We start from the raw sequence: 15,573 nt of genomic DNA, 5'->3' as shown, positions 1-15,573 counted from the left end.
CGGGGCCGAGGTGCCACACTGGCGCCAGAATCCCCGGAAGGAGCCCCCATGGTCGTAACCACGCCCGCGGCCGTCCTGCTGGAGCTGCGCGCTCCCGTTTCAGGCGTCCTGGTCCCCCTGGACGAAGTGCCCGACTCCGTCTTCGCCGGGAGGCTGGCGGGGGACGGCATCGCCATCGACCCCACCTCCTCCGTGCTGGTGGCCCCGCTGGCGGGCACCGTCACCCAGCTGCACCCCGCGCACCACGCCCTGGCCGTCACCTCGGACCAGGGCCTGGAGGTGCTCCTGCACGTGGGGCTGGACACGGTGGAGCTCAAGGGAGTGGGCTTCCGGCCCCGGGTGGCCCTGGGGGACCGGGTGGCCGCGGGCCAGCCCCTGGTCGCCTTCGACGCCGTCCTGGTGGGGCGCAGGGCCCGGAGCCTGCTCACCCTGATGGTCATCCCCGACCGCGCGCGCATCGCCTCGCTGCGCGCGGCCTCGGGCGTGGTGGTGGCGGGGCGGGATCCGGCCCTGGAGCTCACGCTGCGGGAAGGGGAGGTCGTCGTGACCCCGGCGGCGGGCGCCACGGTGGAATCGGAGGCGGTGGTGCTGCCCAACCCCGCGGGGCTCCATGCCCGGCCCGCCGCGCTCGTCGCCGCCGCGGCCAAGCGGTTCGCCTCCACCGTCCGCCTCGCCAAGGGCGGGACGGAGGCCAACGCCAAGTCCGTGGTGGCCCTCCTCGGCCTGGGCGCCGTGGGCGGAGACGCCCTGCGGGTGCGGGCCACGGGCGCGGACGCCGCGGAGGCCGCGGCGGCCCTCGCTGCCCTCCTGGCCGCGGGCTGCGGCGATGCCCCGGCGGAGGTTCCCGCCCTGGCGCCGCGGGCTCCGGCGGGGGCCGGGGACCTGGCCGGGGTGCCCGCGTCCCCGGGCTTCGCCGTGGGCCGCATCTTCCAGTACCGGCCGGAACCGCCGGCAGTGGAGGAGGAGGGCCGGGGCCCGGCCCTGGAGCGCTCCCGCCTGGACGCGGCCCTGGCCGAGGCCCGCCACGCCCTGGACGCCATCGTCGCCGGCGCGGCCCCGGGCTCGCCCCGCCGGGAGATCCTGTCGGCCCACCGGGAGCTGCTGGACGACCCGGGCCTGGCGGAACCCGCCCTGGAGGGCATCGCCGCCGGCCGCAGCGCGGCCTTCGCCTGGCGCGCCGCCTACACCCGCCACGCGACGCTCCTGGCGGGCCTGGATTCGCCCCTGCTGCGGGAGCGGGCCACGGACGTGCGGGACGTGGGGCGCCGGGTCCTGGCCCTGCTCGCGGGCGTTGGGCCGGTGCGTCTCGAGGTGCCGGACGACGCCATCCTCGTGGCCGGGGAACTCACGCCCTCCGAGGCGGCCCAGCTGGACCGCACGAAGGTCCTGGGCCTGTGTTCGGCCACCGGCGGCCCCACGGGCCACGTGGCCATCCTGGCCCGGTCCCTGGGGATCCCTGCCATCTGCGGCATCGACGAGGCGGCCCTGGAGCTGCCCGACGGCACCCTGGCGGTGCTGGACGGCGCCCTGGGGATCCTGCGCCCGGACCCGGGCGAGGCCGACCTGGTGCAGGCCCTTTCCCGCATCGACCGCCAGGCCTCCCAGCGGGCCTTGGAGCGCGAGGCCGCCCAGAGGCCCGCCGTCACCGCCGACGGCTTCACGGTGGAGGTGGCCGCCAACATCCGCAACGCCGGGGACGCCCGGGAGGCCGTGGCCGCGGGGGCCCAGGCCGTGGGCCTCCTGCGCAGCGAGTTCCTTTTCCACGACCGGACCGAGGCCCCGTCCGAGGACGCCCAGGCCGAGGAATACGGCGCCTGCGCCGCGGCCCTGGGCCCGGGGCGCCGGCTCGTGGTGCGCACCCTGGACGTGGGCGGCGACAAGCCCCTGGCCTACCAGCCCCTGCCCCGGGAGGACAACCCCTTCCTGGGCCTGCGCGGGGTGCGGGTGAGCCTGGACCGGCCGGAGCTCTTCCGGGCCCAGCTGCGGGCCCTGCTGCGCGCGGCCCACCTGGGCGACCTGCACATCATGTTCCCCATGGTCGCCACCCTGGAGGAGCTGCGCGCCGCCAAGGCCATCCTGGCCGAGGAGGCGGAAACCCAGTACCCCGCCGTGAAGGTGGGCGTGATGGTCGAGGTGCCCTCCGCCGCGCTCATCGCGGACGCCCTGGCCCGGGAGGTGGACTTCCTCTCCATCGGCACCAACGACCTCACCCAGTACTGCCTGGCCATGGACCGCGGACACCCAAAACTGGCGCGGCAGGCCGACGCCCTCCACCCCGCGGTGCTCCGGCTCGTCGCCCTCACCGTGGAGGCCGCCCACCGCCACGGCAAGTGGGTGGGCGTGTGCGGCGGGCTCGCCGCGGACCTCCTCGCCCTCCCCGCCCTGCTGGGCCTGGGGGTGGACGAGCTGAGCGTGGACGTCCCTTCCATCGGCGCCGTGAAGTGCCGCCTCGCGCGCCTGGCCCGCACCGAGTGCGAGGCCCTGGCCCGGGAGCTGCTCACCCTTTCCACCGCCATGGAGGTCCGGGCGCGCCTGGCCTCCATGGCCGATTGACCGGAGTCCGCCATGAACCTCAATCCTTTCGGATTCCTCCAGAAGGTCGGCAAGGCCCTGATGCTCCCGGTGGCCGTGCTGCCCGTGGCGGGGCTGCTGCTGGGCATCGGCGCGGCCGGCTTCGCCTTCATCCCCGCCTCGGCCTCCAGCATCATGAAGGCCTCGGGCGACGTGATCTTCGGGAGCCTGCCCCTCATCTTCGCCATCGGGGTGGCCCTGGGCTTCACGGACGACGACGGCGTCTCGGCGGTGGCCGCGGCCATCGGCTTCCTGGTGATGACGGCCACCCTGGGCGTCATGGCCGGCATCTTCCACGTGCCCCCGAAGACCGTCATGGGCATCCCCTCCATGCAGACCGGCGTCTTCGGCGGCATCCTGGCGGGTGGCCTCGCGGCCCTGATGTTCAACCGCTTCTACCGCATCTCGCTGCCCGACTACCTGGGGTTCTTCGCCGGCAAGCGCTTCGTGCCCATCGCCACCGCCCTGGGGGCCATCGTCCTGGGCGTGGTGCTCTCGGTGCTCTGGCCCCCGGTGCAGGGCGCCATCAACAGCCTCTCCCACTGGGCGGCCGTGGGCAGCCCCCGCACCGCGGCCACGGTCTACGGCCTCGTGGAGCGCCTCCTCCTGCCCTTCGGCCTGCACCACATCTGGAACGTGCCGTTCTTCTTCGAGATGGGCTCCTACACCGACGCCGCGGGCCGGGCCGTGAGCGGGGACATCAACCGGTTCTTCGCGGGGGACCCCACCGCGGGCATCCTCGCCGGGGCCTTCCTCTTCAAGATGTTCGGCCTGCCCGGCGCGGCCATCGCCATCTGGCATTCCGCGCGCCCCGAGAACCGGGTGAAGGTGGGCGGGATCATGGTGTCGGCCGCGCTCACCTCCTTCCTCACGGGCATCACGGAACCCATCGAGTTCGCCTTCATGTTCGTGGCCCCGGTGCTGTACGTGGTCCACGCGGCGCTGGCGGCCTCCACCCAGTTCGTGGCCAACACCCTGGGCATGCACATGGGCTTCACGTTCTCCCAGGGGGGCATCGATTTCCTCATGTTCAACGCCCTCGGGCCCTTCGCCCAGAGGTGGTGGCTGGTGCTCCTGCTGGGCCCCGCCTACGGCTTTGCCTACTACGGCATCTTCCGGTGGGTGATCCGGCGCTTCGACCTGCGCACACCGGGACGGGAGGACGCCCCCGTGCGGGCCGCGGCGGCGGCGGGCTCAGCAGGCCGCGCCGGGGACCTGGTGGCGGCCTTCGGCGGCCGGGACAACATCGCCAGCCTCGACGCCTGCATCACCCGGTTGCGGGTGGCGGTGCGGGACGCGGCCCGGGTGGACGACGCCGCCCTGAAGGCCCTGGGCGCCACGGGCGTGGTGCGGGTGGGCCGGAGCGTCCAGGCCATCTTCGGGCCCCTATCGGAGAACCTGAAGACGGACATGGAGCGCCACCTGAAGGGAGGCCAACCGTCCTCGGACCGCGCCCAGCGCCTCCGGGAGGCCCTGAAGGGGCCCGGGAACATCCTCGCCCTGGAGGCGGTGGCCACCACGCGCCTTAGGGTGCGCCTGGCCGATCCCCACCTGGATCCCCTGGCCCTGGAGGCCGCCGGGGTGAAGGCCGTCATGGACCTCCCCGGCGGCGAGCGGGACCTCATCGTCGGCCTGGAGGCCGAGGCCCTGGCCCGGGCCCTGGCGTGATGCCGGACCCGGGCGGTAGGCCTATTTCCGGACGACCACGCCCAGGTAGAACGCGGTGTTGGTCTGCGCCCTCCCCGCGAAGCGGGTGAAGACGAGTTCCTCCTGGGCCCGCAGCGAGACGTTGCGGTTCAGGCGGAAGTCCACGCCCACGCCGGGAGCCAGCGCCAGGGAGTTCCGCTTGTCGGAGGCCGGGCCCTGGGAGGCAGACAGCTGCTGGAACCCGGCCAGGACGTGCCCGAAGCCCTGCCACCGCTGGGCGAAGGTGCGGGAATAGCGGGGCCCGGCCATGAGACCCAGCTGGCGCATGTCCACGGACCCGCCTTCGGTGCCGGTCTGGCGGTTGAAGGCGGCCTCGAGGCTCCAGGTTTCGTCGAGGCTGTGCCGGTAGCCCAGGGAGAAGCCGTCGAGCCGCTGGTTCAGGCCGGAGGCGGGCCGCTGGTGGAAGGCGGAGAAGCCCAGGTTCGCCTCCGGCGGGGGGGTCTGGGCCTGGGCTGCCGGAAGGGCGCCCAGCAGGGCGGCGGCGGTCATGAGTCGCTGAAGGTATCCACGTCGCATGCGGGCCTCGCTCAGTTGACGGTCAGGGTGAAGGTGGTGGTGGCCTGCACCGCGCCCTGGGAGCTGGCGGTGATCGTGACCGCGTAGGAACCCGCGGGGGTTCCGGCGCTACCGGAGGTGATGCCCTTGGCTTCGCGCGTGCCGCCGCCGCAGGCCATCATGCCGCCCGCCAGGAGCAGGGTCAGCGCCGACAGGACGATTCCCGTCCGCCTGCGCCGCCGGGAAGGCACGGCGAAGAGCCCGCCCAGGAGAAGCGCGCCGGCCCCGACGCCGCCCAGGGGCAGGTGGTCCCGGATGCTTCCGATGATCTGGAGCCGCGGCGTGGTGGTGATGGTGGCGGTGACGACCACGGGGGTGGCCGTGGCGGGAACGCTGGTCTTGTCGAAGACGCAGGTGGCGCCCTCGGGAAGTCCGGCGACGGTGAACGTGACCGGCGCGCCCAGGGTGCCCAGGCTGGCGACGGTGAGCTGCGTGGTGGCCGTGCCTCCGTTGGCGACGCTGACGGCCGCGGGCGGGGTGGGGACCAGGACCGCCGGCGCCGCCGTGGTCACGCTCAGGGCGGAGGAGACGCCGGGCTGGTTCGCGCCGTCCCCGGCGTAGGCGGCCGTGATGCTGTGCGTGCCCAGGGCGAGGGTCGAGGTGGTGAAGGACGCGGTTCCCCCCGAAAGGGCCGCGGTTCCCAGGACCGCCGTGCCGTCCAGGAAGGTGACCGAACCGGTCGGCAGGATGCCGCCGGCATTGGTGACCGTGGCGGTGAAGGTCACGGCGAGGCCGAAGGGGTCGGTGCCGGTGGGGCTGGACGTGGCCAGGGTCACGGTGGAGGCGAGCTGCTGGATCACCTGGGAAAGGACGGCGCTGGTGAGGGAGGTGAAGTTCGCGTCGCCGGCGTAGGCCGCTGTGATGGCGTGGGTGCCGGGGGCGAGGGTCGCGAGGGTGAACGTGGCCTGGCCCGAAGCGAGGGCGGCGGTGCCCAGGAGGGTCGTCCCGTCGTAGAATCCGACGCTGCCCGTGGGCGTGCCGCCGGTGCCGGACGCCGTGGCCGTGAAGGTGACCGGGGCCAGCCCCAGGGCGGGATTGGCCGAAGAGGCCAGGACCAGGGCCGGTACGGCCTTGCCGATACCCACCGTGTAGGTGGCCGGGGTGGCCGCGGCCAGGTAGTTAGCGTCGCCGCCGTAGGTGAAGCTGACGGTGAAGGTTCCCACGCCCAGGGTCCCGGCGGGGACGCTCCAGGCCGCGGCGCTCGACGCGGCACCCGGGACGAGGGAGGCGGTGCCGGAGGTGACGGTGGCGCCGGAGGCGTCCAGGATCGACCAGGTGATCGTGCCCGTGGGCCGGGCGATGGTCGTGTAGGGACCGGTGACGGTGGCCGTCAGGGCCAGGGCGTCAAGGGGCGTCGCGGACGGCGCGGTGGCGGGTCCCAGCAGGGCGACGGGGGCCTTGGCCAGGTCCACCGTGGCCGATCCGGCACTGGCCAGGAAGGTGCCCGTGACCCCGGGGTAGGTGGCGGTGAGGGTGTGGGTGCCGACCCCCGAAAGCACGACGCCGGAAAGGACCGCCTTGCCGCCGCTGAGGGTGACGCCCGCACCGCCGTTGAGATCGGTGGTCGTTCCCCCCAGGGTGTCCTTGAAGGTCACGGCGCCCGTGGGAAGGGTGGCGGCCTGGCCCGCGGCGGTGTCGGCCAGGGTGGCGGTGAGGGTCACGGCCTGGCCGTTGATGAGGGGCGAAGGCGTGACGGTGAGGGTCGTGGCCGTGGTGTCGCCGGGGGTGAGGCCCGTGCCCGAAACCGAGATCTGCTGGGTGGTGCCGGCCACGTTGAGGCTGTTGTCCGTCACCAGGATGGAGGCGGCAAGGCTGCCCACGGACTGGGGCGTGAACCGCACGGACACGTTGCCGCTGGTGCCCGGGGCGAGGGTCGTGGCGGAGGTGACGGGGTTCGGGTCGGCCGGGTCCCCGGAGAAGTCGGCGGTGTAGGTGGGATCCGCGGAGAAGGCGAGGTCCTGGTTGCCCAGGTTGGTCACCGTGGCGGTGCGGGGGCTGTCGACGGACGTGGAGCCCTGCTTGGTGCTGGCGTACGCAAACGATGAGGCCGCGGCATTGACGAAGACGACACGGTTATTGGACCAGTCCGGAATGTAGAGGTTGCCGGCCGGATCCGAGGTGACGCCGAATAGGGTCTGGCCGAGGCTCGCCGGCGAGGGCAGCCCGGTGATGGGAAGGACAGCGGCAGCGCCGCTGGTGGTCACGCGGACGATGCGGTTTTTGGAGGTGTCCACCACGTAGATGTTGCCGAAGGCGTCGGAAGCCACGCCCTGGGGGTTGCTGATCGTGATCCCGGGAAGGGTGAGGGCCGAAGCCGCGCCAGCGGCCGTGACCTTGACGATGGAGCTGGCATTCTGGGTGCGGGCGGCGATGTAGATCGTGCCGAAGGGATCCACGGTCACGCCGGTGACGGTACCGTTGCTGAAACTGTAGGGGGCCGTGACGAGCACGCTTCCCTGGCCCGTGGAGGTGCTGCCGGTGACCTTGAGGTTGGAGACCCGGATGACGCGCCCATTGGTGAAGTCCCCCACCAGGAGGTTGCCGGCTCCGTCAAAGGCCAGGGCTGTGGGGAAGCCCAGGGCCTGGGAAAGGCCGGCGATGGAGAGGACCGAAGCCACGCCGGCCGGCGTGACCACCAGGACCCGGGCGTTCTGGTGGTCGCCGATGAAGAGGTTGCCGGCGCCGTCCAGGGCCAGGCCCGTGAAGTTCTGGGTCGCGCTCCCGACAGAAATGGGCACCACCTGGGCGCTGCCGCCGCCGGCCGGGACCCGGACCACGGTCTTGCCGGTGTAGTTGGCGCTGTAGACGTTGCCCGCCCCGTCCACCGCCACCTGGTACGGGTTGAGCGTGGCCACGGTGCCGGTGTTGACCACGGCCCCCAGGTTGGGGGAGAGGGTGGCCACCGGCGCGTCGGCGAAGCCCGCCAGCGGGATGGTCAGGATGACGTTGGGGGGCGTGGCGTCATCGTAGAGCACGACGGCGCCGGTGCGCAGGCCGGGGCCCTTGGGGAGGAACTGGACCTCGATGACGGCGGACCCGGTCACGCCAGCGGCGGCCGTGGTGCCGGCGCCGAGGGTGAAGTCGAGGTTCGGGGCGCCGGCGGTGAGCACCTGCAGGGAACCGAAGTTCGGGCTGTCGACGAGCACCACCGGGAGCGCCAGGATGACCGGCGTCGTGCTCCCGAGGGTCACGTGGCCGAAATCCACCGCGGTGCGGTTCGCGGAACTGGCGAAGCCCGCCGCCGCGGGATCGGCGATCAGGGGCATCGTGGCCGCCAGCACGCGGTTGTTCCCGGTGTCGGCGATGCGGACGGTGCCGTACACGTCCACCGCCACGGCCGCGGGCGCGACCGGGGCCAGGCCCCAGCCGCCGAAGTTCAGATCCTGGGCGTTCAGGGCCTTGTCCACGACGACGATGCGGTTGTTGCCCGGGTCGGCGATGAACACGTTGCCGGCCTGGTCGAAGGCGATCGCGCTGGGGGCGGCGAAGGCGGAGGGGGTTGCATTCCAGGAGAGGCTCATCTCCACGCCCGTGGTGGAGCCGGCCGCCACGGTGACCACGCGGTTGTTGCCCGCGTCCGCGATGTGGAGCATGCCGGCCGCATTGACGGCCAGGCCCTGGGGCGACGCCAGGGTGGAGGGGCCCGTGGACACGGCGAGGGTGAGGGTGGCGGCCGCTCCGCCCGGGGTCACCTCGACGATCTGGTTGTTGCCGGTGTCGGCGATGAAGAGGTCGCCCGACGCGTCCAGGGCGACACCCCGGGGCGCCGACAACGTCACGGCCCCCGTGTCCACGACGGTGGCGGCGCCGCTGGACGCGACCTTCACCACCCGGTTGTTGCCCGTGTCGGCGATGTAGAGGTTGCCCGGGCCGTCCAGGGCCAGGGCCGTGGGGCCCGCCAGGGCGGCGCCCGGACCGGTGAGGGCGAGGACCGAGGGGTTGCCCTGGGGGTCGATGCGAACGATGCGGCCGTTGGAGGTATCGGCGATGAACGTCGTGCCGTTGGGCGCCAGGACCAGGCCTGCCGGCCCGGCGAGGGTGATCGCACCCCCGGTGGCGGTGACCTTGGCCATTCCGCGGAACCTCAGGGTGGGCGCCACGCCCGCCAGGGCGGGCACTGCGCCGGCCAGGGCGAGGCATATCAGGAATAACCACCTCAGGGGACGCCGGCTCGGGTGGTGCGGGGAGGCGGAGGCGTTTCCAACGGGAATGGGCATAGGATTCCTTTCAGATCGCGGGAGGGAGGCAGGCCTACGGCCAAGCGACCCCCGATGCGGGCTTGCGAACCGCACGCCCTCATCGGGTGGCCACTCGTTGATCTTTACAAAATTGTATTCAGTGACCCGAACATTAATTATTTACTACCAAACGGTCAGCTTAGCCAGTTCAAAAAGCCAAGTTGTACCCAAGGCTAGGCCCTGGGATGCGCCGTGTCCGTACGCAGGATTACCTACCGAGGATCCCCTTGAGCTGCTCCTCGGCGCTCTGGGACGACAGGGTGCTCCCTTCCAGGGAACGGATCTGCTGCTGGGACAAATCGATGCGGGGGCCGAAGGCCCGGCGGTGGAACTGGCGGCAGAACTCCCGGGCGGTCGCATCGGAATCCCTTCCCGGGGGAACCGCGAACCGGCAGAGGACCGTGCCCTGGGGACCATCCAGCCCACCCTGGAGGCCGCCGGCGGCGTTGGCCTCCACCACCACCCGGAAGCCGGCGGGATCCGGCGCCAGGCGCGGAGAGCCCGCCAGGAGGTCCGCCGCCCGGGAAGCGAGGGGCCCGGTGGCCTGGATGCGGCAGGGGAGCCGGAGGCCCAGGCGGCGTACCTCTCCCCCGTCCCGCTGAAGCACCCCCGTGAGGGAAACCAGGGCGCCCGCCCGGTCCCCCAGGAGGCCCTGGGCCTTGGCTCGCAGGGCCAGGAGCTGGGTGTGGAGCACCGCGAACTCCGCGGGCAGGGCGGGCTCGGCCGCGGCCAGGGCGTCCAGGGCGCGCCTCGCGTCGCCCCGCTCCAGGCGCGCGGCCCCCAGGCCCAGCAGAAGGAAGCCCCGTTCCCGCTCCGCGGCGGGTCCGGTGCGGGCCAGGAGGCGCTGGGCCTCGGCTTCGGCCACCCCGGCCCCGGCGATGCGCGGCAGGAGGACTTCGGATCCCGGCAGCTCGGCGATGGCCTGGGGGGCCAGCACGCGCATGGAGTGGCCCAGGCGCTCGCGGTTCCCCATTAGGAGGGTCCCCGCCCGCCGCTGGGCCAGGGCGGCTTCCACGCGGTGGCGGGCCATGCGCAGGAGGATTCCGGGGCGGCGCTTCCAGGGGGCGAAGCTGAGTTCCTCGCCGTCCCGCGCCAGGGCGTCCAGGAGGGCCTGGTAGAGAAATACCTGGGTGCCCGCCTCCCGCTGGCCGTCCCGGGCCGAGCCCGTGGCGTGGCGGTCGGGGCGCTCCCGCACGCGCCGCGCGATGGCCAGGGCCTCGTCGGTGGCGCCGCAGGAGAGCAGGAGGGCGCCGGTGAGGGTCTGGCGCGTGTTCCAGTGGGTCTCGGCGGGCAGCGGGTGGGTGTGGAAGGCCCACTGGTGCATGCGCTTGACCGCATCCATGGCCTCGGGGAGGCGCTGCTCCTGCAGGTAGAGGAAGGCCAGGTCGCCCCAGGGGTTGGTGACGCTTCCGGGATTGAAGTGCTCCGAGGCCTCCAGGAGGAGCTGCTCGGCCCGCGGCAGCAGCCCCAGGCGCCAGGCCCCGTCGGCGGCGTTGCGGATGAGGGTGCAGTCCCGGTCCTTGCCCCGCATGAGATCGAGGGCGTACACGCGCATCTGGGTGGCGAAGGCCTCCTCGGGGCGGTCCGATTCGGACTCCATGGCCGCCAGGGTGTTGAGGGCGGTGATGGCCGCGCCCGGATCACCGCCGGCCAGGGCCTGGTCGATCTTGCGCCGGGCCTCGGGGTAGCGGCCCAGCTTCATGAGGGGCCAGGCGTGGTCCGCCGGGCGCTGCTTGAGGAAGAGCCGGTCGTGGGCGTCCAGGGTCGCCAGGGCGTCCCCGTAGCGCTCCATGCGGTACTGGGTGGAGGCCAGGAAGGCCAGCACCGAGCTGTAGTAGCCCGCGGGCGCCTCGGGTGTCCAGGCGGGGGCGTACCGGGCCTCCAGGAGGTCCCGGGCCCGGGTGAAGTAGTGGAGCGCCCGGGGCAGGTCGCCGTCGGTCTGGAGGCAGACCATGCCGATCACCTCGCAGGCCAGCCAGGAGTCCGGATGCCGGGCCAGGTGGGCCTTGGCGGCTTCCCGGGCCTCCAGGGGGTGGTGGTCCTTGTCCAGCATCTCCGCGAAGCGCGCCTCCTCCGGGGCGGGCCGGTAGGGCGCGGCCAGGGCCGCACCCGCCACCAGGGCCGCCGCGAGGAGCCGGCGCATCAGGCCCGCCCCCGGAGCGTGGCGCGGCTGAGGGCCTCCATGGGTCCGGCGAGGCAGGTGCGCACCACCTCGGCGGCCGCGGGCGCGCCCGGGCCCAGCTCCATGCGGTGGCCGAAGACCAGGGGCGCCAGCCACGCCACGTCCTCCCCGGAAACGAAGTCCCGCCCGCGCAGGGCCGCGGCGGCCTTGAGCGCGGGCACCAGGAGCACCAGGCTGCGGGTGGACACGCCCTGGACGACCTGGGGGTGGCTCCGCAGCGCCCGGGCCAGGTCCACCAGGCAGTGGTCCACGGCCTCGGCCACGAAGACGCCCTGCTCCACCTGCTCGCGCGCGTCCAGGAGCTCGGCCCGGGTGACGGGGGGGCTCGCGGGTTCGGCCCTGCGGGCCAGGCGCGTGGCCAGGACGGCCAGTTCGGCCTCCCGGGAGATGTGGTCCATGCGGATCTTGAAGAGGAACCGGTCCAGCTGGGGCAGCGGCAGGGGGTAGGTGCCGGCCACGTCCCGGGGGTTCTGGGTGGCGATGACGAAGAACAGCGTATCCAGGGGCCGGGTGACGTTGTCCACGGTCACCTGCTTCTCGGCCATGGCCTCCAGCATCGCCGCCTGCACCTTGGGGGAGGTGCGGTTGATCTCGTCGGCCAGCACCACGTGGGCGAACAGGGGTCCCGGGCGGAAGGCGAAGTCCCCGGTGCCGGGTTCGAACACCGAGACGCCCGTGATGTCCGAGGGCAGCAGGTCCGGGGTGAACTGGATGCGCCGGAAGGGCGGCAGGTCGCGCCCGTCCCCGTCCTGCAGGGCCTCGCCCAGGGCCTTGGCCAGGGTGGTCTTGCCCGAGCCCGGATAGTCCTCCAGGAGCACGTGGCCGTCGGCCAGGAGCGCCACCATGACCAGGTCCACCACCTCGTCCCGGCCCAGCACCTGGAAGCGGATCCGCTCCCCCAGCCGGGCCAGGACGGACCGGGCGCGTTCGAGGCCTTGGGGATCGGTGGGGAGCATGGGGGCTCCTTTCGTCAATGGACCCTGGCCCAGGCCAGGGGGTTCAGGAACGCGAGGGCGCGGCGCGCCGGATGCGCGCGGGCGCGGAACTGGGCCCGGGCCTCCCGGGCCAGGGCCAGGCACTCCGCCGTGGGCGGGGCGCCCGGGGGCCCCAGGGCCCAGCGCAGGTGGCGGGCCGTGAGGTCCGAGAAGGCGGGGCTGGCGGCCCGGGCCGCGAAGGCCTCCCGGCTCTCGCCCCGGGCCCGCACCAGGCCCAGGGCGCTCCCGGCGTCCAGGGCGGCCCGGTAGGCCAGGCGGGGCGCGTGTGCGGGGCCGCAGAGGGCCGGCGCGAACCGGCGCCAGAGCTTCACGGCGTAGGCGGCCGGCAGGGCCAGGACCGCCACCGACAGCAGGGCCAGCCCCAGGATCCGGCCCACCGCGGCGGGCTCGAAGGGAGGCCGCTCCAGGCCGGGGGGCGGGGGCGGCGGGGGCTTTTCCGACATGGCCATCTCCCCCAGCATCCGCTGGAGGTCCTTGTCCGGGGCCTGCTGGGGCATCACCTCGCTGCGGGCCGGGCTGATGTCGAGGGGCGTCCACCCGAAGTCCCGGAGGCGCACCTCGGGCCACGCGTGGGCGTTGGAGGCGCGCAGCATGAGCGAAGCCCCCCCGAACCGGAACGACGGGTCCGCCGCGTAGCCCGCGGCCACCCGCGCCGGGACGCCCGCGGCGCGGTAGAGCAGGCAGGCCGCATGGGCCAGGTAGACGCAGTGCCCCCGCAGGTCCCCGAAGAGGAAGTCCGCCAGGGGATCCGGAGCTTCGCCGTGGGTGGTGTCGAGGCTGTAGGTGGTGTTGGCGTCCAGCCACAGCTTGACGGCCAGGGCCCGGGCGAAAAGGTCCTCCCGCAGGTCGGGGCGCAGGGACGCCAGGATCCGTTCCGCCAGCTGGCCGTAGCGGGGGTCCGCGGGCCCTTCCAGGTAGTGGGCCCGGATCGCTGGCGTCCAGGCGGGGTCCCCCACGGCCGCGCCCACCAGGTCCCTGGGGTGGAGGGTGCAGACCCGGGAGACCACGTCGTAGGCCTGGAAGAACCGCCTGGGATCGGGGTTGGCCGTCTCCCGGAAGGAGACCGGGCCCACCAGGCCGAAGGGCCTGGCGTGGGCGGCCATGACGGCGACGGTGGTGCGGATCTCCCGGCCGGACCCGGCGGGACCGGCGGTGGCGCCCAGGGCGGGCAGGTCCGTGTCGAAGCGCCCCGTGGCGTCCTGCACCAGCCGCAGCCCGTTGAAGGCGCTGAAGGCGGATTCGCGGAAATAGCAGGCGCCCAGGGGAGGCGTGTAGTCGTTGTGGAAGACCACCACCGCCAGCGCCGCGTCCGAGGGGGGTTCGGTCTGGTTCTGGAAGCTGTCGGGGGGGGCCTGGCCTTCGTTGGGGCGGGAGGCCCCACCGCCCTCCTCCTCCCGGGCCTTGCCGTCCCCCAGAGCCCGGTGGAGCTCGGTGACCTGCTTGAGGTGGCGCTGGGGCAGCACCAGGAAGACCGCGGCCAGGGCCGCCACCAGCATCGCCGTGCCCGCCAAGGCCCTGCGGGAGCCGTCCGCCCCCGCCAGGAGCAGGGCCAGGAGCGCCGCCAGGGCCAGACCCAGCAGCAGGAACCACGGCAGGGGGTCCAGCCCGCGGCCCCAGAGGGCGTCCACCAGGAAGTAGGGCCGGTTGAGGAACCCCTCCCGGTGGGCCGCGAACAGCGAGGCGAAAAGCACCCCCAGCAGCGTGAGCCCCGCGATCCTCCAGGCGGCGTGGCGGCGCGCCAGGGCCTCCTGGGCGGCCACCAGGGCCATGGGCAGGGCCAGGGCGGGAAGGCACTCCGCCAGCGCGTAAATCGCCCGGGGGCCCAGGAGCCGGGCCGGGCCCGGCCACCGGGAGAGGAGGGCGGAAAGCGCAAGGGCGGCCCCGGCCGCGGCCAGGGGCGGCAGCGGCAGGGCCCAGGTGCGCAGGCGGCTCGCCGCCAGGCGGGGGCCGGCCAGGACGCCCAGCAGCGCGCCCAGGGCCGCCGCGGCGACCCCCGCCGGCAGCGCGTACCGCCCCGCCGCCAGGGCCACCACGCCCATCCAGAGGCCGGCGTGGAGCCAGGTCCACAACCGGGGCCTCACGCGGGGCTCCCGGCGAGCCTGGCCAGGTAGGCCTGGGGATCGTTCAGCACGGCGCCGCTGCGGGTGTCCACCAGGGTGGCGTCCCGGTGCGGGGGGACCAGGCGCCCCATCAGGGCCAGCACGTCGGCCGGCAGGGCCCCCTCAGGGCCCTCCGGCAGGAGAAAGACGCGGCGCCACGCCGGGGGCGGGGGCTCCCGCCACCCGTCCAGGGCGAAGACCACGTGGACGTCCAGGGGCGCCGCGGCCAGGGCGGCCTCCACCGGTCCCACCCAGGGCCCGTCCTGGCCGGGCAGCAGGAGGAGGCAGGCCCCGAAGCCGTCCCGCCGGGCCCGCTCCAGGAAGGCGGGGAGGCCCCCCGTCCCGCCCTCGGACCCGGACCGGGCCAGGGCCTCCAGGGCCCGGTCCAGATCCCCGGCGTCCTCCGCCCCGTCAGCCCCGAACCGCCAGCCCGGGCCCAGCAGGCCCCGCTCCAGGAGCGTTCGCGCCAGGCGCGCCGGGGGCTCGTCCCAGGGATTGGCGGGAAGGTAGGCGCAGAGCCGGGGCGCCGGTTCCAGGGCCCGTTCGGGAACGCGCACGAAGGCCTTGCGGGTGCGGGCGTACACCTTCCAGAGGATCATGCGCAGCGGGTCGCCGTGGCCGTACTTGCGGATGTCCACCCGGTCGCCCTGGGGCCCGCCCCGGGGGTCGGCCTGGTCCTCGCCCGCCACCCGCCCGGTGAGCGCCGCGCCGGGGTCCAGGGCGGCGCGCCGGGGGAGGATGCGCGCGGCGGACGCCTCCCGCGCGCGCCACCCGGCCTCAGTCAGGCCGAGGATGTCGCCGACGCGGACGATGCGCGTCACCGACGGGACCAGGGCTCGCCTGTCAGGCAGCACGTGCTCCAGGCCCGAGGGAAGGCGCAGGTCGGCCCGGATCCCCGCCGGGGCTTCCCAGGCCACCCGGATCCGCAGGAACGGCAGCCAGCGGGAAAGGGGCACCCGGAAACCCGTGGGGCTCCAGACCCCGCATTCCAGGTCCACCCGCCCCGCCGCGCCCTCCGCGCGCCGGCGCAGGACCAGAGCGGCGGCCGCGGTGGCCACGCAGAGCCCGGCCACCAGGAGCGCCGCCAGGACGCTCGCGGCGAGCAGCACCAGGTCCAGCCGGGCCACGCCCTGGAACCAGAAGGCCACGCCGGCCAGCGCCAGGAGACCCCATCCCGCGAAGGTGATGGGAAAGCCCTCCCTGAGCCTGGCGAGCGGCGTCATACC

Annotated in this window: 8 protein-coding genes; 2 read left to right on the top strand and 6 right to left on the bottom strand. The window is 74.1% G+C overall.

What is annotated here, in order from left to right:
• The first annotated feature begins 48 nt into the window (after window positions 1-48).
• Window positions 49-2,553 carry a phosphoenolpyruvate--protein phosphotransferase gene (gene ptsP, locus ACZ5LB_RS20470; RefSeq protein ID WP_464604065.1) on the top strand — a complete coding sequence of 835 codons (2,505 nt, stop codon included), beginning with the start codon at window positions 49-51 and terminating at the stop codon, window positions 2,551-2,553.
• A 12-nt stretch (window positions 2,554-2,565) separates the two neighbouring features.
• Window positions 2,566-4,239 carry a PTS glucose transporter subunit IIBC gene (ptsG, locus tag ACZ5LB_RS20465; RefSeq protein WP_464604064.1) on the top strand — a complete coding sequence of 558 codons (1,674 nt, stop codon included), beginning with the start codon at window positions 2,566-2,568 and terminating at the stop codon, window positions 4,237-4,239.
• A gap of 21 nt (window positions 4,240-4,260) precedes the next feature.
• Here the strand turns inward: ptsG and ACZ5LB_RS20460 are convergent, their stop codons facing one another.
• The 6 genes from ACZ5LB_RS20460 to ACZ5LB_RS20435 form a co-directional block, all read right to left on the bottom strand.
• Window positions 4,261-4,794 (bottom strand): outer membrane protein, encoded by a 534-nt coding sequence (locus tag ACZ5LB_RS20460; RefSeq protein ID WP_464604063.1) that lies wholly within the window; start codon window positions 4,792-4,794, stop codon window positions 4,261-4,263.
• Between the two features lie 11 nt (window positions 4,795-4,805).
• Complete coding sequence (locus tag ACZ5LB_RS20455; protein WP_464604062.1) at window positions 4,806-8,906, bottom strand: Ig-like domain repeat protein; 4,101 nt, start codon at window positions 8,904-8,906, stop codon at window positions 4,806-4,808.
• Window positions 8,907-9,279: 373 nt separating this feature from the next.
• Window positions 9,280-11,214 carry a hypothetical protein gene (locus tag ACZ5LB_RS20450; RefSeq protein ID WP_464604061.1) on the bottom strand — a complete coding sequence of 645 codons (1,935 nt, stop codon included), beginning with the start codon at window positions 11,212-11,214 and terminating at the stop codon, window positions 9,280-9,282.
• Entirely contained in the window at window positions 11,214-12,209 is a 996-nt protein-coding gene (locus ACZ5LB_RS20445) for an AAA family ATPase (RefSeq protein WP_464604060.1), read from the bottom strand. The genes ACZ5LB_RS20450 and ACZ5LB_RS20445 overlap by 1 nt, the downstream gene beginning before the upstream one ends.
• A gap of 14 nt (window positions 12,210-12,223) precedes the next feature.
• A complete protein-coding gene (locus ACZ5LB_RS20440) occupies window positions 12,224-14,329 on the bottom strand; it encodes a transglutaminase-like domain-containing protein (protein WP_464604059.1) in 2,106 nt (701 codons plus the stop codon).
• Window positions 14,326-15,570, bottom strand: a complete 1,245-nt coding sequence (locus ACZ5LB_RS20435) for a DUF58 domain-containing protein (RefSeq protein WP_464604058.1) — start codon at window positions 15,568-15,570, stop codon at window positions 14,326-14,328. The genes ACZ5LB_RS20440 and ACZ5LB_RS20435 overlap by 4 nt, the downstream gene beginning before the upstream one ends.
• Window positions 15,571-15,573: the final 3 nt, after the last annotated feature.

It is taken from the genome of Mesoterricola sp. MK458, assembly GCF_055384935.1.
Note: the sequence above shows the minus strand (reverse complement) of the source record. Positions and strands in the feature narration are given on the sequence as shown.